This window comes from Nocardioides caldifontis (genome assembly GCF_008087345.1).
In the GTDB taxonomy this organism is placed as follows: Bacteria; Actinomycetota; Actinomycetes; order Propionibacteriales; family Nocardioidaceae; genus Marmoricola_A; species Marmoricola_A caldifontis.
On the sequence record NZ_VHIB01000001.1, the window covers coordinates 684,985 to 711,877 of the forward strand.

A 26,893-nucleotide genomic window follows, 5' to 3' on the forward strand; every position below is an offset into this window, starting at 1 on the left:
CTGGCAGCTTCCCGCCACCAGGTGACCGAGACCTGTCAGCGCCGCTCGTCCTCGTTGTCGTCGGGGACCACCATGGGGCGGTGACCTCGCCCCTCCCCGAGCGCGTGGAGCTCCGGCTGCCGGTGCGTCCTCCGTTCGCCGCGGGCGCGCTGCTCTCGTTCCTCGCCCACCACGTGGTGCCGGGCGTGGAGGTCGCGGGCCCGGGGTGGTACGCCCGCACCCTCGACCTGCCGCACGGCCCCGGTACCCTCCGGCTCGAGCTCGCCGATCCGCCGGCCGGACCCGCTGACCACGTGACGGTCTCCCTCGCCCTGGCCGACCGGCGCGACGTCGAGGAGGCCGTCGCCGCCGCCCGCCGGGTCGTCGACGCCGACCACGACCCGGCACCCGTCGACGCGCACCTCGGCGGCGACGCCGTCCTCGGCCCACTCGTCGCCCAGCGGCCGGGGCTGCGGGTGCCGGGCCAGGTCGACGCCGCAGAGGTGGCGGTGCGGACCGTGGTCGGGCAGCAGGTCAGCGTCGTCGGCGCCCGCACGGTCACCGGGCGGCTGGTCGCCGAGCACGGCACCCCGGTGGCCACCGGCGTCCCCGGTCTGACCCACCTCTTCCCGGCGCCCGCGGTGCTCGCCCGGGTCGACCCGGCGTCGCTGCCGATGCCCCGCGCCCGGGGCCGGGCGCTGACCGGGCTCTGCGCCGCGCTCGCCGAGGGCGCGGTCGCCCTCGGTGGGGACCCCGACCCCGCCGACGTACGCCGGACCCTGCTGGCGCTCCCCGGGGTCGGGCCGTGGACCGCCGACTACGTGGCGATGCGCGCCCTGGGCGCCCCGGACGTCTTCCTCCCCACCGACGTCGGGGTCCGCCGGGCGGCCACCCTCCTCGGCCACGACCTCGCGACCGTCCTCGCCGCCACCGAGGCGTGGCGGCCGTGGCGCTCCTACGCGCTGATGCACCTGTGGGCGATCCTCATGCCGTGACCGCCTCCCCGCGGAGATCCGGCGGTCCTACCACTGGCGCGCGTCGAAATGTGCGTAACCACCCGCGAACGGGAACAAGGTCCTACGGTAGAAAGGACGTCAGCTCCCAGCGGGGAAGGGGCCGAGATGAGCAGGGGTGCGTCGCGCGAGCTCGATGCTCTGCGCAGCCTCCACCAGGTCTTCACCGCGATCCACTCCGGGCAGGACCTCGCGGAAGTGCTCCAGCGCGCTGCCCAGGGCGTCGTCGACGCGCTCGGCTTCCAGGTCGCGGTCATCGACTTCGTCGACCCCTACGGCTACGTCGAGGCGCTCGCGGTCGCGGGCGACGAGGACGCCTGCCGGGCGCTGAAGGGGCGCCGCGTCTCCCTCGACGAGCTCCAGGACGAGTTCGCGGTGGCCGAGGACTGGGGGCTGCTGAAGTTCGTTCCCCACGACCGGCTGCCCGAGGGCGCGGAGTACAGCTGGGCCCCCGACTACGAGCCGCTCGAGGACCCCGAGGCGTGGCACCCGCTCGACGCCCTCATCGCGCTGCTGCAGGGGCCGACCGGCGAGATGCTCGGCATGCTCAGCGTCGACCTCCCCGTCGACGGTCGCCGGCCTAACCACCTGACCCGCCAGGTCCTGGAGATGTTCGCCGTCCAGGCCGGGCTCGCGATCTACCACGCCCAGGAGCGCGAGCGGCTCCAGGAGCGGGTCCGGCTGGCCGCAGCCACCCGGCGCATCGTCGAGACCGCGTCCCAGGAGCTCGACCTCGACCGGGTGCTGGAGGCCTGCTTCGAGCCCCTCGTGGACGGTTTCCACGCCGACCGCGTCGTGATCCGGGTGTTCGACGTCGACGTCGAGGGGCCGCACGGCGAGCGGCTCGCGACCGAGGGCGCGACGTACCCGCCGGGGATCCTCGGCCACCTGCCCGCCCTGCTCGCCGGCGAGCGTGGCGAGACCAGCCGGGCCCGCGGCGCGCGGATGCTCGACCTCGGCGAGCGCGTGGCCTGGGCCTGCTGGCCGGCGCGCCGCTCCGTGGTGGTGGGCGAGCTGGGCGACACCACCTCCGGGCTGCTCGACGAGGCCGAGCGGGGCGCGGTGCTCGAGATGGTGCACGGGCTCGGGGCGAGCAGCATGCTGCTCGTGCCGCTCGGCGCGGGGCCCGAGGTGCTCGGCACCGTCGCGCTCTTCCGCGCCGACGCGTCGTCGGGGTGGAGCGAGGCGGAGAACGAGGCGGCCCTGGAGGTCGGCCGCGAGCTCGGCCGCGTGGTGCACCGGACCCGGCTCTACCAGCGCGAGCGCCAGCTGGTGACCGAGCTGCAGGAGCTCGACCACTACAAGGTCGAGATGATCGGGACGATCACCCACGAGCTGAAGAACCCGCTGACCTCGATCTCCGGCCACGTCGAGCTCCTCGAGGACGAGGGGGTCGCACCGACCAGCGTCGGCGCGATCGGTCGCAACGTGCGGCGGCTGCAGCGGCTGGTCGGCGACCTGCTGCTGCTCAACAGCGTCCAGGACCCGCAGCGACCGTTCGCCCCGTCACCGCTGGACCTCGGCGCCCTCGTCGAGGAGGTCGGCGACCTGCTCGCGATCCAGGCGTCGCGCCGCCAGGTCACCCTGGACACGAGCGGCGTCGGCCAGGCGATCCGGATCCTCGGCGAGCGCGACGACGTGCTGCGCCTGCTCACGAACGTCATCGGCAACGGCATCAAGTACACCCCGCAGGGCGGCGTCGTCCGGGTCGCGGCGCGCGCCGTCGACGGCCGCGCGGAGTTCACCTGCCAGGACACCGGCATCGGCATCGCCGAGCACGACCTCAGCACGCTGTTCGACGAGTTCGACCGCGGCTCCAACCCGGCGGCCCACGCGCAGCCCGGCACCGGGTTGGGGCTGGCGATCGTGCGCCGCATCGTCGAGCGGCACGGCGGCACCGTCGAGGTCGAGTCGTCGCTCGGCAGCGGCAGCACCTTCCGGGTCACCCTGCCGATGCCCGACGGTCAGGAGGCCGCTGCGCCCGACGTGACCCAGGGCCACTCGTTCCGGATCGGTTGAGCCGACCAGGGTGAGCCGACCGGGCTGAGGGCTCAGCGGGGCCGCACCGTGATCAGCACCGGCCGGTGGTCCGAGCGGCCTCGCGTCAGGCACCGCTGCTCGACCAGCTCCACGGCCTTCGGGTCGTAGCCGAACCCGTCGATCCGGCCGCCGCGCACGTTGGTGTCCCGGCACGGGGAGCCCGCCTGCCAATTGGTCCGCAGCCCGGCGCGGCCCAGCGACCTCGCCGCGCCCCACCCGTGGCGGCGGCGGTCGAGCCGGTCGTTCCAGTCGCCGCCGAGCAGCACCGCCCCCTCGTCGCGGAGCTGCTCCACGAGCGTGCCGAGGTTGCCGGTCATCGTCCGGTACAAGCTGCGCAGCACCAGGTGGCGCAGGGCTCCGTGCGGGAGGTGGACGGCCACGACGGCGTACCGGTGGCCTCCGGACTCCTCGAGGACGACCCACGGCAGCGCCCGGCCGTACCGCGGCCCGGCGAACCCGTCCGCGGCACCGGCGTCGACCAGCCGTACGGTGTCGCGGCGCCAGGCGATCGCCGAGGAGTACGGCGCCGGCCGGTGCACCTCCCAGCCCGGGAGCCACTCCTCGAGCGGGCGGCTGCGGACCTCCTGGAGCAGCAGCACGTCCGCGCCGCTGGCGGCGACCCGCTCGAGCTGGCGGCGGGCCCCGCGCTCGCCCATGGAGAAGGCGATGTTCGCGGTGACTGCCGTGATCGCGCCTGGCGGGTCGGGGGTGGGCTCGGCTGTCGGGGTGGGCGTCCCGGTCGGGTCCGTCGGCCCGGCGCTCGGGGTCGGTCCCGGCGTCGGGGGCGCCGGGGTGTCCCCGCCGCGGGGCAGCGCGGGCAGCACCACCAGCACTGCGAGCGTCGCCAGCGCGGCGACGGCGGCGAGCAGCGCGACGAGGCGGCGACGGGTGGGGCGCGGAGTCACGGTGCTACCTTCACCGACCGTGCGTTCACCCGGCCCGGTGGGGCTCGTCCTGGCCGGCATCGTGTCGGTGCAGGTCGGTGCCGCGCTCTCCAAGGGGGCGTTCGACGAGGCGACTCCCACCACGATGGTGTGGGTCCGGCTGGCCACCGCGGCGCTGGTGCTGCTCGCCTTCGTGCGTCCGCGGTTCGCGGGGCGCACCCGCCACGACCTGCTCGTCGCGCTGGCGTTCGGCGCGGTGCTGGCCTTGATGAACTGGGCGTTCTACCAGGCCTTCGCGCGCATCCCGCTCGGCCTCGCGGTGGCGATCGAGCTGCTGGGGCCGCTGAGCGTGGCGCTGGCGACCGGCCGACGACGCTCCGACGCCTTGTGGGTCCTGCTCGCGGGCGCGGGGGTGGCGCTGCTCGGGTTCGAACGGTCGGGGGTCACCCTCGCCGGGGTCCTCTTCGCCCTGCTCGCGGCCGGCTGCTGGGCGGCGTACATCCTGCTGAGCGCGGCGACCGGACGGGTCTGGCCGGGGCTCTCCGGCCTGGCGGTCGCCAGCCTGGTCGGCGCCGTGGGGCTCGGGTTCTACGCCGTCCCGGCCGCCGGCGGCGACCTCCTCGACACCTCGGTGCTGGTGACCGGTGCGGTCGCCGGGCTGCTCTCCTCGGTCGTGCCGTACAGCCTGGAGCTGATCGCGCTGCGAACCATCCCGACGCACGTCTTCGGGACGCTGATGAGCCTCGAGCCGGCGGCGGGCGCGATGGCCGGGCTCCTGCTGCTCGGTGAGGAGCTCGGCCTCGGCCAGTACGCCGCGGTCGCCTGCATCGTCCTCGCGAGCGCCGGCGTCGCACGGCGAGCGACCCGGGTGGCGGTGGCCCCGGACTGACCAGGGTTGCCCCGTACCGCCGGAGGGTACCTCTGGAGTGTCAGCGGTCACACCTGCCACAGGCCTTCCCTGTGCCGCACCTGGAGGGGTCAGTCATGAAGCTGCGCAAGAACGGCGGCGCCACCGCTGCCGACACCCACGACACGCACCACACCCACGACGCCGGCACGACCGGTACGGCGGGCGGCACGGCCGAGACCCGGGGGACCCACCCGGTCGGCCCCGACCACGCCAAGGACCGCTCGGGTGCGGCCGCCCTCGGGGCCCCCGCCCCGCACCGCGGCCACGTCGAGGCGAAGGACCGGTTCGGCGGGACGAACTGGGGCGCCTCGTTCTTCGGCTGGCTCGTCGCGATCGCGTTGACGATCCTGCTGACCAGCATCGTCGGGGCGGTCGTCGCGGCGGTCGGCTCCGGCCAGGACGTGACCCAGACCGACGCCGAGCGGCAGGCCGGCACCATCGGGATCACCGCCGCGGTGGTGCTGCTCGTCGTGCTGGCGCTCGCCTACTACACCGGCGGCTACGTGGCCGGCCGGATGTCCCGGTTCGACGGAGGCCGGCAGGGGCTCGGCGTCTGGCTGATCGGCCTCGTCGTCACGATCCTCGCGATCGGGCTCGGTGCGCTGTTCGGCTCGGAGTACAACATCCTCGACCGCGTCGACCTGCCGCGGATCCCGATCTCCACCGACCAGCTCAGCTGGGGCGGCGCGATCACCGCGGTCGCCGTGGTGGTGCTGACGCTGCTCGCTGCGATGCTGGGCGGGAAGGTCGGCCACCGCTACCACGACAAGGTCGACCGGGTCGCCCACACCTGACCGTCGACTCCTGCTGGCGGGGAGGGTCAGCCGCGCCCGGCGCCCTCGACGGCGCGGGTCACCGCGTCCGCCACCGGGACGTCGCCGCCGACGAGCTCCCACTGCTTGCGCACGGCGCGCTCGTCGTCGAGCACCGCGACGATCACGGCCGCCACGTCGGCGCGGGGGATGGTGCCGCGCTCGACCTCCTCGGCGAGCAGCACGGAGCCGGTGGCAGGGTCGTCGGTGAGGCCGCCCGGCCGCAGGATCGTCCAGTCGAGGTCGCTCTCGCGGAGGGCTCGGTCGGCACCGCGCTTGGCTTCGACGTACGCCCTCCAGACCTCCTGGGTGTCGTCGGGCAGCTCGTTGTCGACGCCGATGGCGGAGACCTGCACGAACCGGCGGATGCCGGTGGTCTGCGCGGCGGCGATCGACTTCAGCGACCCCTCGAGGTCGACGGTGCGCTTGCGGTCGATGTTGCCGTCCGGGCCGCCGCCGGCGGCGAAGACCACCGCGTCGCACCCGGCGAACACCTCGGCGAAGCCGTCGGCGTGCTGGTTCTCGATGTCCAGGAGCCGCACCTCGGCGCCGGCGGCCTCCAGCTCGGGGCGCTGCTCCTCCTTGCGGACCAGCGCGACCGGCGTGTGGCCGGCCTCGACCAGCAGCGGGTGGAGCTGGCGGGCCACCTGTCCGTGGCCCCCGACGACGGCTACTCGACTCATGCCGGCCAACGTAGCCCGCACCGCCTGAGGATCAGTCGGTGGCGCGGACGGCGACGGGCTCCACCTCGGCGGCGTCGGCCGACCGCGGGACCAGCGCGGCGATCGCGATGCCCAGGAAGGCCGCGGCGGCGCCGACGAGGAAACAGAGCTGGAAGGCGGAGCGGGACGGGAGCTCGAAGGCGCCCATCGACGTGGTCGAGCTGGTCAGGAGCGCGACCATCACCGCGGAGGCGGTCGTGGTGCCGATCGAGCGCATCAGCCCGTTGATCCCGACGGCCGAGCCGGCTTCGTGCAGCGGGACGGCGTCCATGATCAGCGTCGGCATCGCGGCGTAGCCGATCCCGACACCGGCGGAGGCCACGCACGAGGCGACGAGCAGCTGCCACGGGGCGTCCATCATGAACGCCGCCAGCAGGTACCCGGAGCCGAGCACGGCGGCCCCGATCATCAGCGTCACCTTCGCGCCGGCGTCCCGCATCAGCCGCGCCGACACCGGTGCGAACACCAGCATCATCAGCCCGCCCGGCGCCATCCAGAGCCCCGCCTGGAGGACCGTCTGGCCGAGCCCGTAGCCGGTCGCCTCGGGCAGCTCGAGGAGCTGGGGGACGACGATCGCCTGGGCCATCATCCCGAAGCCGACCGCGACCGCCGCGAGGTTGGTGAGCAGGACAGGCTTGCGTGCGGTCACGCGCAGGTCGCAGAGCGGCTCGTCGCGGGTGAGCTCGAAGCGCGCCCAGACCGCGAGCAGCAGGACGCCGCCCGCCATCGCGCCCCAGGTGCGCCCGCTGTCCCAGCCCCACTCGTTCGCCTTGGAGATGCCGACCAGGAAGGCCACGAGCCCGGCCGTGAGGCCGAGCGCGCCGACCACGTCGAAGTGGCCCCCGTTGGCGTCGTGGACGTGCGGGACGAGGAACACCGTGCTCAGCACCATCAGGGCGGCGAGCCCCACGGAGACCCAGAACAGCGCGTGCCACCCCCACCCGTCGGCGATCCAGGCGGAGAGCGGGAGCCCGATCGCCCCGCCGACGCCGAGGGTGGCGCTCATCGACGCGATCGCGGTGCCCGTCAGGCGCGGCGGCGTCACCTCGCGCATCAGGCTGATGCCGACCGGGACGAACCCCATGGCCAGCCCCTGCAGGGCGCGGCCCACGAGCATCGGGAGCAGGGCGTCGGACATCGCGCAGACCGCCGAGCCCAGGAGCAGCACCGCTGCGCTGCCGACCAGGGCCCGCTGCTTGCCGAAGAGGTCGCCCAGGCTGCCGGCGATCGGCATCGCCACCGCCGAGCCGAGGAGCGTCGCGGTGACCACCCAGGAGGCGTTGGCCGGCGAGGTGTCCAGCAGCTCGGGGAGCTGTCCCTGGATCGGGATGACGAGCGTCTGCATCAACGAGGCGGCCATGCCGCCGAAGCAGAGGACGACGACGGTGACCAGGGCGCGGTCGGTGGCGGTGGAGGTGGCGGGCGAGCTGGGGGTGTGCGCGGAGCTCAAGCGGGGTCCTTCGAATCGTGTGTATCGTGCAACGATCCAGTGGACCATGGCGTCGCCCCGCTGTCTCCGTGAGGTACGACTCACCCCTCCCTTTGGAGCCTTGCGGGCAAGCACCCGACAATCGAGGGGCGATGCCCGACGACACCTACAAGACCCTCGACCTCGCGCTGCGGATCGGCGAGATGCTGCTCTCGTCCGGTGCCGGGGCGGCCGACGTGACCGCGACGATGCTCTCGGTCACCCACGCGCTGGGGCTCCGCGGGGTCTCCGCCGACGTGACGTTCACCGAGGTGTCGCTGGTCCACCACCCGGTCGGGGAGGGGCCGGCCGTCGTGCAGGTGCGGCACGTGACCCACCGCGAGATCGACTACGAGGACCTCACGCTCGTCGACCACCTCGTCCGCGACCTCGTCACCGGGGTGATCGACCGTGACGAGGCGCGCACGCAGATGAACCGGCTGACCTCGTCCGGCCACCGCCGGCCCCGCTGGGCGGTGACGTTGGGGTGGGGCGTGATGGGCGCCGGTGTCGCCGTGCTGCTCGGTGGCGAGCTGCTGGTGATCGCGCTCGCCTTCGTCGCCGCCTGCCTGATCGACCGGATCCAGCGGTACCTGACCGTGCGTCGGTTCCCGATCTTCTACCAGCAGGTCGCGGGCGGCGCGGTCGCGACGCTGCTCGCGGTCGGCGCCGCGGCCACCGGCGTCGGGGTGAACCCGTCCCACGTCGTCACGGCCGGGATCGTCATGCTGCTCGCCGGGATCGGCTTCATGGGTGCGACCCAGGACGCGCTCACCGGGTTCCCGCTCACCGCGTCGGCCCGGATGATGGAGGTCGTGCTGCTGACGGCCGGGATCCTGGCCGGGGTGAGCCTCGGCCTGACCGTCGGCGAGCTGCTCGGCTTCGAGCTCGGCCGCGTGCAGCCCGGCGCCATCGGTCTCGCGGAGGCCTCCATGATGGCGTTCGGCGCAGGCGTGACGGCCGCCGCCTTCGCGTTCTCCTCCTACGCACCGCTCCGGGCGCTGCTCCCGGTCGCGGCGGTCGGCGCGTTGGGCACCGGTGCGTACGCCGCCGTGGGCAGCGTCGAGGTGGGCCGCCCATGGGCGTCGGCGGTGGCCGCGGTGTTCATCGGCGTCGTGAGCTACTCGGTGGCCGGTCGCGTGCGGGTGCCGCCGCTGGTCGTCGTCGTGCCGGCGATCGTGCCGCTGCTCCCCGGGCTCGCGATCTTCCGCGGCCTCGCCGGGCTGGCCGACGGGGGCAACGGGATGCTCCACCTGGCCACGGCCGGCGCGACGGCGATCGCCCTGGCGGCCGGGGTGATCCTCGGCCAGTACATCGCACAGCCGCTCAAGCGCGAGGCCCGCAAGCTGGAGACCCGGCTCTCCGGCCCGCGCCTGGTCGGCCCGCTCCGCGTGCGCGCCGTACGACGGGCCGCGGGGCGTGGCTGAACGACCGGCTGCGCAGTCGGGCTTCCGCTAGCTGTTCTTCTTGGCGGTCGCCTTGCCGCCCTTGCTGCCGGCCTTCTTCTTCTGGGCCGTCGTCCCGCCCTGGGAGCTGTCGCCGCCCGAGCCGCTCTTCTTGCCGCCCTTCTTCGAGGCGTCGGGCGTGTTGGCGATCTTGGCGGCGCGCTCCTTGGACATCCCCTTGTCCTTGAGCGCCTCGTACTGCTTCTCGTTCTTGACGTTCGCTGACTTGCTCGGCATCGCGGCCCTCCGTTCGTTTCAGCGCGACACTTACCCGGAGGCGGCGCTCGTCACGCACCCAGCCACAGGTGGGCGGCGACCAGCTCGACCGGGAGCACCTCCGCGAGCAGCCGTACGTCGTCCTCGTCGTCGTGCGGGTAGCGGAGCACGTACGACGCGGCGGGGAACGCCCCTCCGACCGCGACCACCTTGGTGCCGCGCGGGCGGGTCCACTCGAGGATCCCGTCGTCCCACCGCGACCCGGCGAAGACGAGCAGCCGGTAGTCGGTGTTCTTGGTCAGGTAGACGTCGACGTGCGCCCAGTCGCCGGCCTCGCAGCCGACGGCGGCGCGGCGCGGCCCCTCGCGGAGCATCAGCGCGGACTGCTGCGCCGAGGAGAGTCGGCGTGCGGGTGCGGCGAGGTGTACCCCGTGCGGCCCGTCGAGCAACCCGGTCACCGCGGGCAGCCAGCTGCTCGTGCCGTCCAGCAGGGCGGCCGAGGCCTCCGCCGCCTTCGCGACCGTGGTGGCCAGCGCCCCGCGGTCGCCGCCGGTCAGCCGGGCCTCGAGGGCGAGGAGCTGGACCAGCGTGTGCTGGAAGCTCCGGCACGCGACACCGCCGACCTCGGGCCCGGCCTCCATGAGCACCGTGGCGTCGCACCGCTCGGTCAGCGGCGACCCCGGGGTGTTGGTCAGGGCGACCGTCCGGCAGCCGGCGGGGAGCCGGTCGAGGGCGTCGAGGGTCTCGCGCGAGGATCCCGTGGCCGAGATCGCGACCACCAGCGTCCCCGGGCCCCACGACGGGACGAGGTCGCTGCTCGCCAGCTCGGCCACCGCGACGACGCCGCGGGCGCGGAGCCGGGCCGCGGCGACAGAGGCCGCGTAGGCGGAGGAGCCCATGCCCAGCAGGACGACCCGTTCCGGCGCCGGTCCGGTCGGGGCCCACGGGTCCTCGGCGCGCAGCCGGTCGGCGAGCGCCGCCAGCACCTCGGGCTTGCGGTGCAGGTCGGCGAGGAACCCTTCGGGGCTCATCGGTCCACCTCCTCGAGAAGGGCCGGCAGCGCGGCCACGGGGACGTACTCCCACCGGGGTAGGTGGGTGGCGGCGTAGACGAACTCCCGGCACACCTGCTGGAGCCGGAACGGCCGGACCAGCGCGGGCTCGAGGAGCTCCCTGCGTCCAGCGCCCGCGGTGGTCGCGCGGTAGCCGGCGAGGAACGCCTGCTGCTGCGCGCGGGCGAGCCGGGCGACGACCTCCGCGTCGTGGTGCGGCTCGTGGCGGCGCAGGACGAGGGCGGCGTGGTGCAGCGACTGGACCATGCCGGCGACGTCGAGGGCGGCCGGTCGCAGCGCCAGCCGCTCCTCGGGAGCCACGACGGGGTTCCCGTCGAAGTCGGTCACGACGTACTCGAGCCGCCCCGTCCCATCGCCCCTCCCCGTCCCCGCAGTGCCCGGCACCGCCCGGCGCAGCAGCTGGCCGACGTGCAGGTCTCCGTGGACGCGGGTCACGAGCGCCTCGCGCGCGGTCGCCGCGGCCCACCCCTCGGCGAGCGCGGCGCGCAGCCGGGGCGCGGCGCTGGCGAGGAGGTCGTGCGCGGGCCCACGGGTCACCGCGAGGGCGCGCTCCACGTCGTGCTCGGCCGCGGTGCGCCAGTCGGCGACCTCCTCGGCTGCGGCCGGCCGAGCGTGATCGGCCAGCGCGACGTGCAGCTGGGCGACGAGCTCGCCGGCGCAGCCGCCGCTGTCGGCGACCCGCTGCTCCGACCCCTCCTGGACCGCTTGACGCAGGTCGTCGACGGCCCAGGTCCAGCCGTCGGTGACGCCGGGCAGGAAGGAGACGACGGAGGCGACGAGCCTCGGCGCGACCCCGCCGCCGGGGCGCCACTCGACGAACCCCCACGGGCGCGGCGTCCCGCTGAACCGGCGGCGCACCAGCTCGGCGAGCACGGTCGGCGCGGGGTGCGGCCCGGGCTCGGCGAGGAAGGTCCACTTGACGACCGCTTGCTCCCCGACGACCACGGACTCGTTGGTCTGGTCGACGGTCACGGCCCGCTCGCCGGCCACCGGGTCGGCGTGCCACGCGGTGACGACGAAGGCGCCGTCGCGGCGGGAGCCGCCCGCGAGGAGGGCGAGCAGGGCCTCGGACGCCCCGTCACCCTGGCGTGCCCGGCGCACCCCGGAGCCGTCGGCGACCAGCGGCACGGGGTAGCTGCGCCCCCGGTCGTCGAGCACCACGGCGAGCCACGTGTGCGGGCCGAGCGGGAGCGCGTCGGCCAGCGCCGGCGGGCCCGCGGGCTGCTCGTCCCCGTCGGACCGGTGGGCGGGCAGCAGTGCGGACCATCCTGCGCGGGCCACCGCGCGGGGCAGGTCGACGACGCCGCGCGGCCGGGAAGCCGCGTCCGTCACCTCGCGGGGGCGTGCGACAGCCCGACCTGCTCGATGATGTCGGCGCCGCGGGTCAGCCCGTCGCGCTCCCGGATCCGGGCCCCCATCGCGTCCATCCGCGCGCGCAGCTCCGTGTCGCCGAGCAGGCGCTCGATGGCGCCGTTGAGCTCCTCCGGCGTGAACTCGTAGGTGGCGAGCCGGACGCCGAAGCCGAGCTCGTGCATGCGCTGGGCGTTGTCGTACTGGTCCCAGAACAGCGGGAGCAGCACCATCGGCTTGCCGAAGTGCAGCGACTCGGTCGTGGTGTTGTTCCCGCCGTGGGTCACCACCAGGTCGACCTGCGGGATCACCTTGGTCTGCGGGAGCGTCTGCTCGCCGACCATGTTGTCGGCCAGCTTGATCCTGTCGGCCTGGGGGCCCTTGCTCACGATGAACCGGTGAGGGCTGTCGGCGAGGGCGTCGACGAGCCGCTGCATCAGCTCGACGTCGGCGCCGCCGAGCGAGCCGAGCGAGACGTAGACGAGCGCCGAGCCCTCGGGGCGGTCCGCGACGGCCTCGGGCAGGACGTACTCGTCGTCGGTGCGGCGCACGCTGGAGTCGATCCGGTGCCAGGAGCCGTCGAGCGGGCGGCGGTCGACGTAGTCGGCCTCCTCCGGGAAGACGTAGATGTTCGCGGCGTTGTCGCGCGGCATGAACTCCAGGTAGGGGAGCGGTGCCGCACCCTGCTCGACCACCCAGGCGTTGAACGTCTCCCACATCTCCTTGTGGGTGCGCTCGAACTCCTCGCGGAACGGCGCCCACGAGGCCGGGTCGTCCTGCGCGAGCCCTGACAGCGGGGGCGCGATGCTGTCGCCCGGCACCTCGAGCGGGTTGCAGGAGACGATGCGCACGAAGGGCGCGCCGCTGGTGGCGAGCGCCGGGAACAGCACGACGTTGTCCTCGACGAGGACGTCGGGGCGGACCTCGTCGATGATCTTCTTCAGCGCCGGCTCGGCGTACACCGCGCCGTCGATCAGGGCCTGGTACGTCGGCTTGACGAACGTCGAGAGCTGCTCGGTCGTGGTCTTGCGGAACTCCGGGGCGGTCTCGGCGATGAAGTCGGTCCAGAACTGGCCGGCGTCCTCCTCGCCCGCGTCCGGGTCGGGGGCGGCGAGGTCGACGAGCCGCTCCTCGAAGCCGAGCGGCTCGAGCTTGCCGGCCCACGAGGACTCCGAGGCGAACACGACGCGGTGGCCGCGCTTGACGAGGAGGTCGCCCAGGCCGATGCACTGGTTGGTCGGCCCGTAGGCCGACTCGGGCAGGAAGAGCACGGTGAGGCTGCGGGCTGCGGGCTGGTCCGGCATGGCGGTTCTCCTGTGTCTCAGGTGGGTCGGTCAGGCGGGCACGGTGGCAGGGACGTCGAGGGGGTGCGACGTGGCGAGCCGCGCGTAGTCGAGGATCAGCTCGGTGGCGACCGCGTGGTCGATCGTCGCGTGGCGGGCGGCCATCCGGTAGCCGTAGGCGTCCTCGAGGGCGACGATGTTGCGGCCGATCGTCTGCGAGTCGTGCTGCAGCGTGAACGTGCCGCTGGCCGCGCCGGACTCGAGGATGATCTGGTACATCGCGACCTGGCGGTCGTAGAGGGCGGTGAGCATCGCGGCGTACACCGGGTAGCGCGACGCTGCGCCGCCGAGCGCGCAGAGCAGCTTCACGTCGTCGTCGTCGGAGTCGCGCGGGAGCCCGGAGGCAACCGTGACGACGAGCTTCTCCGCCGGCGACGACAGCCCCTGGACCGCGCGGACGCGGTTGTCGAGGAACCGCTCCATCACCGCGCGGTTCGCCTCGACCAGCAGCGTCTGGACGTCGGGGAAGTGGTAGAGGATCGCGCCCGACGTCAGCCCCGCCATGTCGGCGATGTCCTTCAGCCGCACGTCGGCGCCGTGCATGACGACGGCGCGCTGGGCTGCTGCGAGCAGCCGTTCGCGGCGCTGCTGACGGCCGTTGGCCATGGGGACGCGTCCCTCCTCCCTCGGGGTGGGCGTCACTGTGTCACGACCCGAGCGGAATTTGAAGGTTCATTCAGAAAATGGTCCGGATGCGTGTGTGAACAGCATGTTTCGGGTCTTGCGAAATCTGAACGATGCTGCAATCTTCTGCGGAACCGGCGTCGTGGGGGCGTCGGGCCGTCGGGGGAGAAGCGGAGATCCAGATGAAGAGCACGGTGTGGCGCAGGCGCGCCGCCTTCCCGGTCGCCGTCGCCAGCTCGCTGGCGCTGGCCCTGTCCGCCTGCGGCGGTGACGACGAGGGCGGCAGTGCCGAGGAGCCCACGGCGATCGACACCGAGGCCGACCTCAGCGGCCAGGAGATCGTCGTCACCAACTGGGCCGAGTACATGCCCGAGAACATCGCCGAGCTCGTGAAGGAGGAGACCGGCGCGACCGTCAAGGTCACCGAGCACGCGACGAACGAGGAGATGGTCGCCAAGGTGACCGGCTCCGGCGGCGAGGGGCTCGACGTGATCTTCGGTTCGCAGCCGTTCCTCGAGGCGTTCGCCAAGGAGGGGCTGCTCGAGCCGATCGACCCGCAGTACCTCGAGAACTGGGAGAACCTCGACCCGAAGGCGCAGGAGATCTCCGAGGTCGACGGCCAGACCTACTGGGCGCCGTACACCTGGGGCACCACCGGCATCTGCTACCGCGAGGACCTCGTCGACGAGGCGCCGACCAGCTGGATGGACCTCCTCGAGCCCGAGGACAAGTACAAGGGCAAGGTCACGATGATGGGCACCGAGCGCTGGGCGGTGCTGCCGGCGCAGAAGGCCCTCGGCTACTCGCTGAACACGACCGACCCCGACGAGATGGAGGAGGTCAAGCAGCTGATGCTGAAGGCCAAGCCCAACCTCCTCGCCTACGACGACACCACCTTCTACGAGCGGCTGATCAGCGGCGAGGCCGTGATGGTCGAGGCCTGGGACGGCTGGTGCAACTACGGCATCGCCGAGAACCCGGACATCAAGTTCGTCGTCCCCGAGGAGGGGTCGGACCTCTTCGTCGACGGGATGGCGATCCTGAAGTCGTCGAAGAGCAAGGAGGCGGCGTACGCCTTCATCGACACGATCCTCGATGCGGAGAACCACGCCTGGGCGGCGGAGAACATCCTCTACGGCGTGCCGAACAAGGCCGCGATGGACTCGCTGCCGAAGAAGCTCACCCAGCAGTTCACCACCCTCGGCGAGCGCCGGGAGGAGATGCTCGAGGGCGAGAACATGACCGACATCGGTGACGCGGCCTCGCTCTACAACCAGATCATCACCGAGGTCACGGCCTCCTGATGACCAACCAGCCGGCTCCGGCCGGGCGCGTCCCCCGTCGCGTCCCGGCCGGAGCCACCACCGACCGGCGCCGGCTGCTGCTGGCCCGCCTGGCGTCGCGGCGGGAGGCGTTCGTCCTCCTCACCCCGGGGCTCCTGTTCTACGCGTTCCTGGTCGCCTGCCCGGTCGGGCTGGTGCTGGCGTACTCGGTCGCCACCCGCGGCCGGTTCGGCGGGGTCGAGTGGGGACTCGACCTCTCGAACTACTCGCGGGCCCTAGAGCCGCTCTACCTCGAGGTGCTCCGCAGCTCGGTCGGGATCGCGCTCCTCGCGACCTTCGTCGCGCTGCTGATCGGCTACCCGACGGCCTATGCGATCTCGCGGCTCCCCGGGCGGTGGCGCACCGTCGCCCTGGTGCTCGTCGTGGTGCCGTTCTGGACCAACTTCCTGATCCGGATGTACGCCTGGATCGTCCTGCTCAACAGCCAGGGGCTGGTCAACGACGCCCTGCACGGGCTGGGGATCATCGACGAGCGCGTCGGGCTGCTCTACACCGACGGCGCCGTGGTGGTCGGGCTGGTCTACGTCTACCTGCCGCTGATGATCCTGCCGATCTACGCCGCCATCGAGCGGCTCGACCGCGAGCTCCTCGAGGCGTCGGCGAACCTCGGCGCGAGCCGGCTGCGCACCTTCTGGAGCGTGCAGCTGCCGCTCACCCTGCCCGGCGTGATGACCGGCTGCATCCTCGTGTTCGTCCCGAGTCTGGGGAACTTCGTGGTCCCCGAGCTCCTCGGCGGAGGGAAGACCGTGATGGTCGGCAACCTGATCCGCGACCAGTTCCTGCGCGCCCAGGACTGGCCCTTCGGCTCGGTCCTCGCGATGGTCGTCGTCGTCGCGCTGCTCGGCCTGTTCCTCGTCCAGGCCGTGGTGACACGGCGGATCGAAGGGCCGGCACGCCATGGCTGACACGCTCGCGCGCACGGTGGCCTCCTCGCCGCCCCGCAGGTCCGGCGGGCTCGGCGGGCTCTGGGTCCCGCTGGTGATCTGCTTCGGCTTCCTCTACGTCCCGATCGCGGTCCTGGTCGCGATGTCGTTCAACGGCGGCGGCTCGGCGTTCACCTGGGACGGCTTCAGCTTCCGCTGGTACGCCGAGCTGGCCGGCGACGGGCGGCTCAAGAGCGCGGCCGTGACCTCGTTGCTGGTGGCCGGTGGCGCGACCGTCGTCGCCACCGTCCTCGGCACGCTGCTCGCCGTCGGGCTCGCCCGGCACACGCGGTCGCGGCTGCTGGAGGCGTCCGCGATGGCGCCGGCGATCCTCCCGGACCTGCTGCTGGCCATCGGGCTGCTCTCGTTCTTCTACGTCGCCTCGGTCCCGAAGAGCACGTTCACCGTGCTCCTCGCCCACGCCGCCTTCGGCACCGCCTTCGTCGTCGCGGTCGTCAGGGCGCGGCTCGCCGGCATGGACTCGAGCCAGGAGGAGGCGTCCCGCGACCTCGGGGCCGGTGGGTTCACGACGTTCGTTCGGATCACGCTGCCCTCCATCGCCCCGGCCGTCGTGGCCGGTGCGCTGCTGGTCTTCACGTTGTCGCTCGACGAGTTCGTGATCGCCTTCTTCACCGCAGGACCGACCACCCAGACCCTTCCGATCGCCGTCTACTCGATGGTCCGGACCGGTGTCACCCCGGAGATCAACGCGCTCGCGACGGTGCTCGTCGCGGTCAGCGTCCTGGTCGTCGTGGTCGCCGCCCGGGCGATCCGCGTCAAGGAGCGACCATGATCGAGAGCCCTCCCGCCACCGCGCAGCCCACGGCGGCGACGGCGCCACGCACGCCCCTGCTGGAGATCGACGGCGTGAGCCGTGCCTTCGGTGAAGTGGTCGCGCTGGATGGTGTCTCGCTGACAATTGCGGAGAACGAGTTCTTCGCGCTGCTCGGCCCCTCCGGTTGTGGGAAGACCACGCTGCTGCGGTCGATCGCCGGGTTCGAGAGCCCCGACTCCGGCTCCATCCGGCTCGGCGGCGACGACCTGCTCGGGCTCCCGCCGAACCGGCGTCCGGTCAACCTGATGTTCCAGTCCTACGCGCTCTTCCCGCACATGTCGGTGGAGAAGAACGTCGCCTACGGGCTGGAGCGGGAGCGGCTGCCCAAGGCCGAGGTGCGCCAGCGGGTCGACGAGGTCCTCGAGACCGTCGGGCTGGCGGCGCTGGCGAAGCGGCGTCCTGCGCAGCTCTCGGGAGGGCAGCGGCAGCGGGTCGCCCTGGCCCGGGCCATCGTGAAGCGGCCCCGGCTCCTCCTCCTCGACGAGCCGCTGTCCGCGCTCGACCGCAAGGTCCGCGCCGAGATGCAGCTCGAGCTCAAGCGGCTCCAGCACGAGGTCGGCATCACCTTCGTCGTGGTCACCCACGACCAGGAGGAGGCGATGTCGATGGCCGACCGGATCGCCGTGCTCGACGGCGGGCGGGTGCAGCAGGTGGCCGGCCCGGTCGAGCTCTACCGCCACCCCGCGAACCTCTTCGTCGCGGGGTTCATCGGCACCAGCAACCTCGTGGCCGGCCGGTGGGACGGCACGTCGTTCCGCACGGCGGTCGGGATGCTGCCGGTGAGCGAGGCGCGGCGCCAGAGCGCCGACGATGCGGCGTGCCTCGTGGTGCGGCCGGAGGACGTCCGGATCGGTGACCCCGGCACCGGGGTGCTCGACGGCGTCGTCGCCGACGTAACCTTCCAGGGCGGCGGGACCCACGTGGCCGTGACCGTCCCCGGGCTCGACGCGCCCTTCCGTGTCGCGGTGCCGGGCGTGCCGCCGCTGGCGCGCGGCGACGCCGTGTCCCTCGCGTGGGACACCGCGGTCGTCGTCTCGGGGTCCGGCCGGTGACGTCAGGGGCAGGTGACCCGCTCGCCGAGGCCGCGCCGCGGCCGGTCTGGTGGGAGGGGCGCGAGCGCACCGCGCCCGAGCCCCTCGTCGGCGCCACGACCGCCGACCTCGTGGTCGTCGGCGGCGGGCTCACCGGGCTGTGGGCCGCGATCGTCGCGCTCGACGAGGCCCCGGGGCGCAGGGTCGTGGTGCTGGAGAGCGGCCACGTCGGGGCCGGAGCCTCCGGCCGCAACGGCGGCTTCGTCTCCGACTCGCTGACCCACGGGCTCTCGCACGGTGTGGCCACCTGGCCGTCCGAGCTCGGCGAGCTGGTCCGGCTGGGGCGGCAGAACCTCAGGGAGATCGACGACTTCGTCGCCGACGAGAAGATCGACGCCGACTTCCGGCTCTGCGGCAAGACCACGGTCGCCACCCGCCCGCACGAGGTCGAGGCGCTGCGGCGGCTGGCCGGCCTCCAGCGGGAGCACGGGGAGGAGTCGACGTACCTCACGGCCGAGCAGGTGCGGGCCGACGTGGACTCGCCGACGTACCTCGCCGGCCTGCGGACCACCGTCGGCGGCCTCGTCGACCCGGTCGCGCTGACCCTGGGGCTCCGCGACGCGGCGGTCCGGCGCGGTGCGGTCGTGCACGAGGCCTCGCCGGTGATGCGCATGGAGCGCGACGGCACGGTCCTCTGCGTCACGCCGAGCGGCGCCGTCCGTGCCGACCAGGTGCTCCTGGCGACCAACGCGTTCAAGCCGCTGCTCCGCCGGCTGCGCAGCTACGTGCTGCCGGTGTGGGACCACGTGCTCGCGACCGAGCCGCTGTCGGCCGAGCAGCTCGCGCGCATCGGGTGGCGGGAGAACCAGGGGCTCACCGACGCGGGCAACCAGTTCCACTACTACCGGCGGACCCCGGACGACCGGATCCTGTTCGGCGGCTACGACGCGATCTACTACTTCGGCAACGGCAGCGACGCCGCCAAGGAGCAGCGCGACGCGTCCCACCGGCTGCTCGCACGTCACCTGCGGGAGACCTTCCCGCAGCTGTCGGACGTGCGGATCACCCACCGCTGGGCGGGGATGATCGACACCACCTCGCGGTTCACGCCGGTCTTCGGGACCGCGATGGGCGGCCGGGTGGCGTACGCCGTCGGCTACACCGGGCTCGGCGTCGCCGCCTCCCGGTTCGGCGCCCGCGTCGGGCTCGACCTGCTGGCGGGACGCGAGACCGAGCGGACCGCGGTTCCGCTGGTCCGTCGGCGCCCCGTGCCGTTCCCGCCCGAGCCGCTCCGGTGGCCGGCGGTGCAGGTCACCCGGGCGGCGCTCGCGCGCGAGGACAGGACCGGCCGCCGCGGCCGGTTGCTGCGGACCATGGACCGCTTCGGCGTCGGTTTCAACAGCTGAGAGGACGGCAGATGCTCACCCGCACGTTCGAGGGGATGTTCCTCGGCGGCTCGCCCGCCCGAGGGTCGGGGGCCCCGGTGTCGCTGGTCGACCCCGCGACCGGCCTCGAGGTCGCGGCGGTCCCGCAGTCCACGACCGCCGATGTCGACGCCGCCGTCACCCGCGCCGCGGAGGCCTTCCCCGGCTGGTCCGCGCGTACGGCGGGTGAGCGGGCGCGGGTCCTGCTCCGGCTTGCCGACCTCCTCGAACAGGACAGCGAGCTGCTGACCGAGCTCGAGGTCTCCGAGACCGGGAAGCCGGTGCCGGTGTTCCGAGACGGCGAGCTCCCGTTCGCCGCCGACAACCTGCGGTTCTTCGCCGGTTCCGCACGGTCGTTGGAGGGCACCGGCGCCGGCGTCCTGAGCGAGGGGTTCACCTCGATGCTGGTCCGGCGCCCGCTCGGCGTCGTGGCGGGCATCGCGCCGTGGAACTTCCCGCTGATCATGGCGATCTGGAAGGTTGGCCCGGCGCTCGCCGCCGGCAACACCGTGGTGCTGAAGCCGGCGCCGCAGACCCCGCGCACCTCCTTGCGGCTCGCCGAGCTGGCAGCGGAGGCCGGACTGCCGGCGGGCGTCCTCAACGTGGTCACCGGCGGCGCCGACGTCGGCCAGGCGCTGGTCACCGACCCGCGGGTGGCGATGGTGTCGATCACCGGCTCGCCGGGCGCCGGGCGCGCGGTGATGGCGGCGGCAGCGGCGACCACGAAGCGCGTCCACCTCGAGCTCGGCGGGAAGGCGCCGGCCGTGGTGTTCGCCGACGCCGACCTCGAGGCCGCGGCAGGTGCGCTCACCCTGGCCGCGACGTACAACTCCGGGCAGGACTGCACCGCGGCCACCCGCGTCTACGCGGAGGACGGCGTCGCCTCCGAGCTCGCGTCGCTGATCGCCTCGCGGATGGAGTCCGTGCGGTGGGGCGACCCCCGGGACCCGGCCACCGACATCGGTCCGCTGGTCTCCGCCGACCACCGCGCCCGGGTGCACGGGTTCGTGGAGCGTGCGGTCGATGCAGGGGGCCAGGTGCTGACCGGCGGTTCGGTGCCTCCTGGTGCGGGGTCGTACTACCCGCCGACGCTGGTGACCGGCGTCCCGCAGTCGGCCGAGATCGTCCAGCAGGAGGTGTTCGGCCCCGTGCTGGTGCTCAGCTCGTTCTCCGGGGAGGACGAGGGGGTCGGGCTGGCGAACGACAGCGCCTACGGGCTCGCCTCCTCGGTGTGGACCGCCGACGTCGGCCGCGCGCTCCGGGTCGCCCACCGGATCGAGGCCGGGGTCACCTGGGTCAACGATCACCTGCCGATCGCCTCCGAGGCCCCGCACGGCGGCGTGAAGGGCAGCGGCTTCGGCAAGGACATGAGCCACGAGGCGGTGCTGGAGTACACCTCCACCCAGCACGTCATGGTCAAGCACGCCGTACGGGAGGCGCACGACTCGTTCCGTCCCGCCTGACGGGATCCTCTCCGGCGGAGGGAGTCCTCTCCGGCTGAGGGGTTCCTCACCGGCGCCCCGGGCTCCGAACCGATGACTTCGGGGCGCCGGGGGGGGTCACCCTCGTCAGTGACGGGTGCGAGGAGGTCCGAGATGGCGGTGGTCGACGACGTCCGGCCGTTGGGCAGCGAGCTCGAGCGGTCCTACGAGGTCTACGTGCGCGGCCGGCTGAAGTTCCGCGTCGGGCAGATCGTCTACGTGGCGTTCTCGCGCGACGAGCGGGAGATGGGGTTCGGCTTCCCGAAGGAGGAACGCGCCGCGCTGGTCGCGAGCGCGCCGGAGATCTTCTCCATGCCGCCCACGTCCGAGCTGCGGTTCAACTGGGTGGTCGCCGACCTCGAGGCCCTCGACGCCACGGAGGCCCGCGAGTTCGTCGTCGACGCCTGGCGGATGGTGGTGCCGAAGAAGCTCGCGGCCGCCTACGACCTCGCCCACCCGGACGGGCCCTCATGACTCGGCCCTCTCGATGGGGAGCCACAGCTCGCAGGTCGCGGTGCTGAAGTCCTCGGCGCGATCGAGGACGGCGACCACCGACGGGCCCGGCCTCAGCCGCCAGGGGTTCGAGGGGAACCACTCTGTGGCGGTCGCGGCCCACATCGTCTGCAAGGTCGACGGGTAGGGGCCGGAGGAGCAGAAGACCGCCCAGCTCCCTGCCGGTGCGTCGACGGCGTCGAGGTCGTCCGGTGTCGGCGTCTCCGCGGTGACGGCGACACCGTGCAGGTAGGTCAGCATGCTGCCCTCGGCCCGGTCGGCGTCGAGGTCGTCGCTGACCGCGAGGATGCCGGCCGGCTCGGTGTTGCCGAGCTCCTTGAGCCGCAGGTGCTCGTCGGCGGGGATCGACTCGACGTGCGACTTGATGTGCGGGTTCTCGCCCTCGTAGATCAACGGCACGCGGGCGGCGTGGCCGACGAACTTGAACGCGGGGCGGTCGACGATGCGGGTGTCCATGGGGGTGCTTCCTTCGACGGTCAGGTGGAATTTGAGCTGGGGTTGGCTGCGAAGCGGCCCGCCGTCACGCCGTACGTCTCCCGGGCTGACGCCGTGCACCGCCCGGAAGGCTCTCCCGAACGCCTCGGTCGAGCCGTAACCGTGACGGACCGCCACGTCCAGCAGGTCGTGGCCGGCGATCACGTCGGCCGCGGCGACGGTCATGCGGCGGCGTCGGTGGTACTCCGACAACGGCATGCCGGCGAGCGAGGAGAACATGCGGCGCAGGTGGTACTCGGTCGTGCCGTGCTCGCTCGCGAGCCGGTGCACGTCGATCTCCTCCGCGTGGTCCTGCTCGACGAGCTCGACCAGCCGGTTGAGTGCTGCGATCACGTGGCCTCCTTCGGGATCGATCTTGGCTGCTGCGTGCGGGAGCGCACCCGACTTTCGGGGACCGATCGGATCAGCGGCTCCTATTGGCGTCTGTTGATCCTGCGGTTGCGGGTGATGCAGGCCTTGCCGTCGCTGGCGTACTCGGTGGTGTAGCGGGGGTCGTGGACCATCCGGTGGTGCCGTGGGCAGAGCATCGTGCCGTCTTCGACGGTGGTTCGGCCGCCGCGGGACCAGGGTTGCTTGTGGTGGGCGTGGCAGAACGACGCAGTGCTTGTCGCGGGAGGCCATCGCGATGCGTTGGGGGTGGGTGTGCAGCCGGGTCCGGCGGCCCTGGTCGAGCACCACCGACCTGGAGTCGAGGACCTGGGGAATGATCCCGGCCCGGCACGCCAACCGGCGGGCTGCGCCCACGCTGATGGTGCCGCCGGTGGACAGGGTCGCGACTCCGAGGCCGCGTTCGAGGACGTGGAGGGGGATGGTGACCAGCACGGTGCACAGGCCGCCGGACTCGGGGAGCTTCCTGGTCGGGAACCGTTCGAGCAGCTCGCAGAGGGCATCGCCGCGGAGCTCGTCGAGCGGCCGCGCTTGGGGGAGACCCGTTTCGTCGTCGACCTCGCGGACGATCGGGTCGGGCCGCTTGAGTGACATCAGGGCGTCGAGGGTGACCTTGAGCATCGCCCCGTGCGCCGAGGGGATGGTGAACCGGCCGTGGGTGGAGCCGTGGCGGTCGTCGTACATCACCAGCACTGTCTTCGCCGCCGCCCGGGCTTCTTCGCGTTCGAGCTGCTGGGCCAGCGCGGCGTCGGCGCCGTCGGGGTCGATCACGTGGTGCAGGTGCCGGGCCAGCCGCTTGAGCGCCACCGCGTCGAACTCCCCGGCCAGCCCGATCAGGTGGGCCTCGGCACGAGCCGGGTCGACCGCACCCACCTCAGCCGGCAGCCCGTCGACGGCCTCGATGATCACCCGCGCCTGCGCCCCGTCGACCCGGCCGGCGATCGCTGCGGTGGCGGTGGCCTCGAACGACGGGAGCCGCTGAGCGGTCTTGACCAGCTTCCGCGCCTCCCCGCCCGGCACCCGGGTCGCCTGGGTCAACCACGCCGCGGTGCTGGTCGCGGCGGTCTCCTGCGCGACGTCGACGATCTCGGCGTGCGCGAGCAGGGCCAGCTTGAGCCCGTCCAGCCGGGCCTGCGCCGAGGCGATCTCGGTCAGCGCATCGGCGGTGTCGGTGGTGCCGAGCTCGAGGAGACCGATCCCGCCGGCCAGCGCGGTGTCGAGGACCTCGTGGATCCGGCCGGTGGCCCAGTGCACCCGGTTGGGGCGTTGGTGGACCGGCAGCTTGCTCTCCATGGCTGCACGCTACGGCCCGCCTCCGACAGTATTCGAACAGCATCGAACGGCTGTGGAGAAGACGGGAAGTGCGTCGGCAGGACCCGCCGGCCCGGGACCAGATCGCGGTGAAGATGCGACGGCTCGGCGCCGATCGCCGGTGAAGATGCGACGGCTCGGCGGGGATCGGGCGTGAAGATGCGACGGGTCGGCGCCGAACCCGCGTGAGATGCGACGGGTGGGCGGCAGAACGTGGGGGAAGATGCGACGACTCGCGGGTGAGAGGAGGGGCGGATGGCGGTGCTGCTCGCCCTCGTCTCGGGCGGGTTGTGGGGGAGCGCCGACTTCCTCGGCGGGCTGCTCTCCCGGCGGAGGTCGGCGTACGCCGTAGTCGGTGCCTCCCAGGTCGCCGGGTTGCTGGCGGCCACGGTGGTCGCCCTGGTGAGCGGCGGGTTCCACTCCCCGTTGGGCTGGGTCGTGCCGTCGGTGCTGGCCGCGGCCGGTGGCTCGATCGCCCTCGTGGCGTTCTACGCGGCGATGGCGAGCGGGACGATGGGGGTCGTCTCGCCGATCGCGGCGCTGGGGGCGATCGTCCCGGTCCTCGGTGGCCTGCTCGCCGGGGAGGAGCCGTCCGCGCTGGCCGGCGCCGGGATCGTCGTCGGGCTGCTGGGGGCCGTGCTCGCGAGCGGCCCCGAGCTGAGGGGCGGGACCGGCGCGAGGCCGTTGCTGCTCGCGGTGGTGGCCGGGTTCGCGTTCGGCTTCGGGATGCTGTTCATCGCCCGCGGTGCCGAGACCGACGCGGTGATGACGGTGTGGGGGATGCGGCTGACGGGCGCGTTCCTCTTCCTGTCGGTCGCGGTGGCGCTGCGCAGCACCGGTGGGCTGCGGCTCGCCGACACCGGACCGCTGGTGGTGGTGGGCACCGGCGCGGTCGGCGCCAACGTCCTCTTCGGGCTCGCCAGCCAGCTCGGCTACGTGAGCATCACCTCGGTGCTCGCGTCGCTCTACCCCGTGGTCACCGTCCTCCTGGCCCGTGCGGTGCTGCAGGAGCGGATGCTCCGGGTGCAGTACGCCGGGGTGGCCGCCGCCCTCGCCGGCGTCGCACTGGTGTCGGTCGGCTGAGGACCGGTCGGCCGCAGATCAGGGCCTGATGTCGAGAACCGCGTGACAGCCTCGTCCCCGGTGCAGGAGACGACGCGACCACGAGAGGTGCAGCCATGACGCGCATCAGGAACTTCGACCACGTCGGCATCACCGTCGCCGACCTCGACGCGGCGACGGAGTTCTTCGTCGACCTGGGCCTCGAGGTGGAAGGCCGCACGACGATCGAGGGACCATTCATCGACACGGTCTGCGGCATCCCCGGCTCGCGAAGCGAGGTCGTCATGCTCCGGATGCCCGAAGGCGGGACCAAGCTCGAGCTCGGGAGCTTCGTGACCCCGGACAACGTGCCCGGCCCGCCGGACGCGATGGCCAACGAGGTCGGCATCCGCAACGTCTGCTTCGAGGTCGACGACCTCCAGCAGGCGGTCGACCACGCCGCGGCCAGGGGATACGGCCTCGTCGGCGGCATCGGCGAGTACGAGGGGATCTGGAAGATGGCCTACGTTCGCGGGCCGGAGGGGGTCGTCGTCGCCCTCACCGAGCGGATCGGCTGAGCGGGCGGCGCGGGACACGTAGGCTCGGCCTGCCAGCCGCTCCTGACGCAACGAGGAGGCTCCGTGTCCCGCGCGGCATCTCGACTCCGGACCGCCCTGCCCGCCTCGAGCCGCACGGCGGTGGGCGCGACGGTGGTCGGCGGTGTGCTGACCGGGCTGGCCTCCGCTCCCGAGCGCGTCGGCCGGCTGTTCCGCCGCCGGTTCCCGATGGTCGCGGTCACCGGCATGACCGGCGTCGGCAAGAGCCAGCTCGTCGATCGGCTCACCCGGCGCAGCTCGTCCGGCGGCGTCGCCGAGGTGGGGTCGGCGGTGATGGAGCGCCGCACCCGGCGCTCCGCGCGGCTGCAGGGGTTCCGCTTCCGGGTGGTCCCCGGCGACAACGCGGCGACGCGGCTCGGGGCGCTTGACGAGGTCTTCCACGACGAGCCCGTCGACGGGGTCGTCCACGTGGTCGCGAACGGCTACGCGACGCCGAGGCGCCCGGCGGGCACCACGGGCACGGCGGTCGCCACCCGCGAGGATCAGCTGGCCGCAGAGCTCGAGGACTGGACCATCACCTCGCACCGGATCGCCTCGATGGCCGTCCGCCGGGACAAGCCGATCTGGCTGGTGATCGCGGTGACGAAGGCCGACCTCTACCCCGACGAGGTGGACGAGGCGGTCGCCTACTACTCGCCCGGCAGCGGCACCCCCTTCGGCGACAAGGTCGACGCGCTGCGTGCGCTGGCGGGCGGCGCGAAGCTCTCGATCGACGTGCTGCCGGTGTCGAGCGAGGGCGGCGACCGGAAGTCCGCGCTCTCCGCCAAGCGGGCGCAGGCGATGGTCGACGCCCTGGCGACGCGGCTCGCCCAGCTCAGCGGCCACGTCTGAGCAGGATCAGCTCCGTCCGGTCTCGATCGCGTCGAGGTCGCGGACGGCGAAGCGGTGGTGCTCCCACTCCTCGCGGAGGATCACGTGGAGGCACGAGAGCGTCGTCTCGGGGTGCTCCGGCGCCCACGGGTTCCAGCGGCGGGTCGCGAGCTCCTGGGGGGTGACGCCGGCCAGGAAGTCCCGCACCATCGCGACCCGGCCGGCGCGCGCCTCCAGCACTTCGCCGTACGCCGGGGTTCGGGTCGTGAAGACCGAGGTGTCGTAGCCGTCGGTCTCGTACTCGGCGTTCGGCTGCCCGAGCGGATGGAACGGTTGCTCGCGTCCGAGGATCGCCTTGCCGAGCCAGACGTCCGTCGCCATCACCAGGTGGCGCAACGTCTGGGCGAACGACCACTCCCCGTCGACCGACACGTCCACCGTGTCGGGCGGCATCCCGGCAACGCGCTCCAGGGTGGCCGCCCAGGTGCGCTCGACCGCAGCCCAGGCGGACCGCAGCCCGTCCGGTGTCCCGGCGCGTCGCTCGGACCGCCCGGGGAACCGCCGGTCGAGCTCGGCCTCGACGAACGGACCGACGTCGACGCCGTTGACGAGCAGCGGCGGTCCCTCGTGGAGCCACGGCGAGTCGATGTCCAGCCCCGCCACCTCGACGGCGCGCATCACCGCGCCGGAGAGGTCGGCGCGGACGAACCGCGCGCCACGGAGGTCGGTGTCGACGAACTGGGGTGGAGCTTGCTCGGAGTCCATGGCTCGACCCTGGCGCAGACCACCGACAACCGCACCCTT

General features: G+C 73.2%; 25 protein-coding genes and 2 pseudogenes. 15 read left to right on the forward strand and 12 right to left on the reverse strand.

Features of this window, described 5'->3' with window-relative positions:
• Positions 1 to 80: 80 nt before the first annotated feature.
• Positions 81 to 974: a DNA-3-methyladenine glycosylase family protein gene (locus tag FIP57_RS11375; RefSeq protein WP_238993408.1), complete on the forward strand. Its 894-nt coding sequence runs from the start codon at positions 81 to 83 to the stop codon at positions 972 to 974.
• A 126-nt stretch (positions 975 to 1,100) separates the two neighbouring features.
• Complete coding sequence (locus tag FIP57_RS11380; protein ID WP_148573608.1) at positions 1,101 to 3,011, forward strand: ATP-binding protein; 1,911 nt, start codon at positions 1,101 to 1,103, stop codon at positions 3,009 to 3,011.
• A 32-nt stretch (positions 3,012 to 3,043) separates the two neighbouring features.
• On the opposite strand, the gene FIP57_RS11385 is transcribed toward FIP57_RS11380, so the two are convergent.
• Entirely contained in the window at positions 3,044 to 3,937 is an 894-nt protein-coding gene (locus FIP57_RS11385) for an endonuclease/exonuclease/phosphatase family protein (protein ID WP_203231182.1), read from the reverse strand.
• Positions 3,938 to 3,956: 19 nt separating this feature from the next.
• On the opposite strand from FIP57_RS11385, the gene FIP57_RS11390 reads away from it, so the two are divergent.
• Both FIP57_RS11390 and FIP57_RS11395 read left to right on the forward strand, forming a co-directional pair.
• On the forward strand, positions 3,957 to 4,805 hold the full coding sequence (locus tag FIP57_RS11390; protein WP_238993409.1) for an EamA family transporter: 849 nt from the start codon (positions 3,957 to 3,959) through the stop codon (positions 4,803 to 4,805).
• A gap of 95 nt (positions 4,806 to 4,900) precedes the next feature.
• Positions 4,901 to 5,620: a hypothetical protein gene (locus FIP57_RS11395; RefSeq protein ID WP_148573611.1), complete on the forward strand. Its 720-nt coding sequence runs from the start codon at positions 4,901 to 4,903 to the stop codon at positions 5,618 to 5,620.
• Between the two features lie 26 nt (positions 5,621 to 5,646).
• On the opposite strand, the gene FIP57_RS11400 is transcribed toward FIP57_RS11395, so the two are convergent.
• Both FIP57_RS11400 and FIP57_RS11405 read right to left on the reverse strand, forming a co-directional pair.
• Positions 5,647 to 6,321: an SDR family oxidoreductase gene (locus tag FIP57_RS11400; RefSeq protein ID WP_148573612.1), complete on the reverse strand. Its 675-nt coding sequence runs from the start codon at positions 6,319 to 6,321 to the stop codon at positions 5,647 to 5,649.
• A gap of 31 nt (positions 6,322 to 6,352) precedes the next feature.
• Positions 6,353 to 7,810, reverse strand: a complete 1,458-nt coding sequence (locus tag FIP57_RS11405; protein ID WP_238993410.1) for an MFS transporter — start codon at positions 7,808 to 7,810, stop codon at positions 6,353 to 6,355.
• Between the two features lie 131 nt (positions 7,811 to 7,941).
• Here FIP57_RS11405 and FIP57_RS11410 point away from each other — a divergent pair, with 131 nt between their 5' ends.
• Positions 7,942 to 9,255: a threonine/serine exporter family protein gene (locus FIP57_RS11410; RefSeq protein WP_148573614.1), complete on the forward strand. Its 1,314-nt coding sequence runs from the start codon at positions 7,942 to 7,944 to the stop codon at positions 9,253 to 9,255.
• A gap of 27 nt (positions 9,256 to 9,282) precedes the next feature.
• Here the strand turns inward: FIP57_RS11410 and FIP57_RS11415 are convergent, their stop codons facing one another.
• Genes FIP57_RS11415 through FIP57_RS11440 form a run of 5 tightly spaced genes read right to left on the reverse strand, consistent with a single transcriptional unit; the run spans position 9,283 to position 13,860 of the window.
• Positions 9,283 to 9,510: a DUF7218 family protein gene (locus tag FIP57_RS11415; RefSeq protein WP_148573615.1), complete on the reverse strand. Its 228-nt coding sequence runs from the start codon at positions 9,508 to 9,510 to the stop codon at positions 9,283 to 9,285.
• Between the two features lie 50 nt (positions 9,511 to 9,560).
• Positions 9,561 to 10,520 (reverse strand): SIS domain-containing protein, encoded by a 960-nt coding sequence (locus tag FIP57_RS11420; RefSeq protein ID WP_148573616.1) that lies wholly within the window; start codon positions 10,518 to 10,520, stop codon positions 9,561 to 9,563.
• Positions 10,517 to 11,893 (reverse strand): aminoglycoside phosphotransferase, encoded by a 1,377-nt coding sequence (locus FIP57_RS11425; RefSeq protein WP_162529777.1) that lies wholly within the window; start codon positions 11,891 to 11,893, stop codon positions 10,517 to 10,519. The genes FIP57_RS11420 and FIP57_RS11425 overlap by 4 nt, the downstream gene beginning before the upstream one ends.
• The gene (locus tag FIP57_RS11435) at positions 11,890 to 13,215 is read right to left on the reverse strand and encodes a glycosyltransferase (RefSeq protein ID WP_148573619.1); all 1,326 of its coding nucleotides are present in this window, start codon (positions 13,213 to 13,215) and stop codon (positions 11,890 to 11,892) included. The genes FIP57_RS11425 and FIP57_RS11435 overlap by 4 nt, the downstream gene beginning before the upstream one ends.
• Positions 13,216 to 13,245: 30 nt before the next feature.
• Complete coding sequence (locus FIP57_RS11440; protein WP_148573620.1) at positions 13,246 to 13,860, reverse strand: TetR/AcrR family transcriptional regulator; 615 nt, start codon at positions 13,858 to 13,860, stop codon at positions 13,246 to 13,248.
• Between the two features lie 200 nt (positions 13,861 to 14,060).
• Between FIP57_RS11440 and FIP57_RS11445 the strand changes: the two genes are divergently transcribed.
• The 7 genes from FIP57_RS11445 (at position 14,061) to FIP57_RS11475 (ending at position 21,389) form a co-directional block, all read left to right on the forward strand.
• Positions 14,061 to 15,182 carry a polyamine ABC transporter substrate-binding protein gene (locus FIP57_RS11445; protein WP_148573621.1) on the forward strand — a complete coding sequence of 374 codons (1,122 nt, stop codon included), beginning with the start codon at positions 14,061 to 14,063 and terminating at the stop codon, positions 15,180 to 15,182.
• Complete coding sequence (locus FIP57_RS11450; RefSeq protein ID WP_148573622.1) at positions 15,182 to 16,126, forward strand: ABC transporter permease; 945 nt, start codon at positions 15,182 to 15,184, stop codon at positions 16,124 to 16,126. The genes FIP57_RS11445 and FIP57_RS11450 overlap by 1 nt, the downstream gene beginning before the upstream one ends.
• Positions 16,119 to 16,937, forward strand: a complete 819-nt coding sequence (locus FIP57_RS11455) for an ABC transporter permease (RefSeq protein ID WP_148573623.1) — start codon at positions 16,119 to 16,121, stop codon at positions 16,935 to 16,937. Before FIP57_RS11450 ends, FIP57_RS11455 begins: the two co-directional genes overlap by 8 nt.
• Positions 16,934 to 18,031, forward strand: a complete 1,098-nt coding sequence (locus FIP57_RS11460; protein WP_148573624.1) for an ABC transporter ATP-binding protein — start codon at positions 16,934 to 16,936, stop codon at positions 18,029 to 18,031. The genes FIP57_RS11455 and FIP57_RS11460 overlap by 4 nt, the downstream gene beginning before the upstream one ends.
• Positions 18,028 to 19,416: an NAD(P)/FAD-dependent oxidoreductase gene (locus FIP57_RS11465; protein ID WP_148573625.1), complete on the forward strand. Its 1,389-nt coding sequence runs from the start codon at positions 18,028 to 18,030 to the stop codon at positions 19,414 to 19,416. The genes FIP57_RS11460 and FIP57_RS11465 overlap by 4 nt, the downstream gene beginning before the upstream one ends.
• Positions 19,417 to 19,427: 11 nt before the next feature.
• Complete coding sequence (locus FIP57_RS11470; RefSeq protein ID WP_203231183.1) at positions 19,428 to 20,897, forward strand: aminobutyraldehyde dehydrogenase; 1,470 nt, start codon at positions 19,428 to 19,430, stop codon at positions 20,895 to 20,897.
• A 132-nt stretch (positions 20,898 to 21,029) separates the two neighbouring features.
• Positions 21,030 to 21,389: an MmcQ/YjbR family DNA-binding protein gene (locus FIP57_RS11475; RefSeq protein WP_148573626.1), complete on the forward strand. Its 360-nt coding sequence runs from the start codon at positions 21,030 to 21,032 to the stop codon at positions 21,387 to 21,389.
• On the opposite strand, the gene FIP57_RS24505 is transcribed toward FIP57_RS11475, so the two are convergent.
• The 3 genes and pseudogenes from FIP57_RS24505 to FIP57_RS24515 all read right to left on the reverse strand — a co-directional run.
• Positions 21,384 to 22,256 (reverse strand): AraC family transcriptional regulator, encoded by an 873-nt coding sequence (locus FIP57_RS24505; RefSeq protein WP_148574164.1) that lies wholly within the window; start codon positions 22,254 to 22,256, stop codon positions 21,384 to 21,386. The genes FIP57_RS11475 and FIP57_RS24505 overlap by 6 nt on opposite strands.
• An 80-nt stretch (positions 22,257 to 22,336) precedes the next feature.
• Positions 22,337 to 22,468, reverse strand: a pseudogene (locus FIP57_RS24510) (hypothetical protein); the annotation flags it as partial.
• Between the two features lie 73 nt (positions 22,469 to 22,541).
• A pseudogene (locus FIP57_RS24515) lies at positions 22,542 to 23,603 on the reverse strand (DUF222 domain-containing protein); the annotation flags it as partial.
• Positions 23,604 to 23,876: 273 nt separating this feature from the next.
• On the opposite strand from FIP57_RS24515, the gene FIP57_RS11495 reads away from it, so the two are divergent.
• The 3 genes from FIP57_RS11495 (at position 23,877) to FIP57_RS11505 (ending at position 26,110) form a co-directional block, all read left to right on the forward strand.
• Positions 23,877 to 24,704 carry a DMT family transporter gene (locus FIP57_RS11495; protein WP_148573627.1) on the forward strand — a complete coding sequence of 276 codons (828 nt, stop codon included), beginning with the start codon at positions 23,877 to 23,879 and terminating at the stop codon, positions 24,702 to 24,704.
• A 95-nt stretch (positions 24,705 to 24,799) separates the two neighbouring features.
• Entirely contained in the window at positions 24,800 to 25,240 is a 441-nt protein-coding gene (locus FIP57_RS11500) for a VOC family protein (protein WP_148573628.1), read from the forward strand.
• A 63-nt stretch (positions 25,241 to 25,303) separates the two neighbouring features.
• On the forward strand, positions 25,304 to 26,110 hold the full coding sequence (locus FIP57_RS11505; RefSeq protein ID WP_148573629.1) for a GTPase domain-containing protein: 807 nt from the start codon (positions 25,304 to 25,306) through the stop codon (positions 26,108 to 26,110).
• A 6-nt stretch (positions 26,111 to 26,116) separates the two neighbouring features.
• Here FIP57_RS11505 and FIP57_RS11510 read toward each other — a convergent pair whose 3' ends face one another.
• A complete protein-coding gene (locus FIP57_RS11510) occupies positions 26,117 to 26,854 on the reverse strand; it encodes a DinB family protein (RefSeq protein ID WP_148573630.1) in 738 nt (245 codons plus the stop codon).
• Positions 26,855 to 26,893 lie beyond the last annotated feature (39 nt).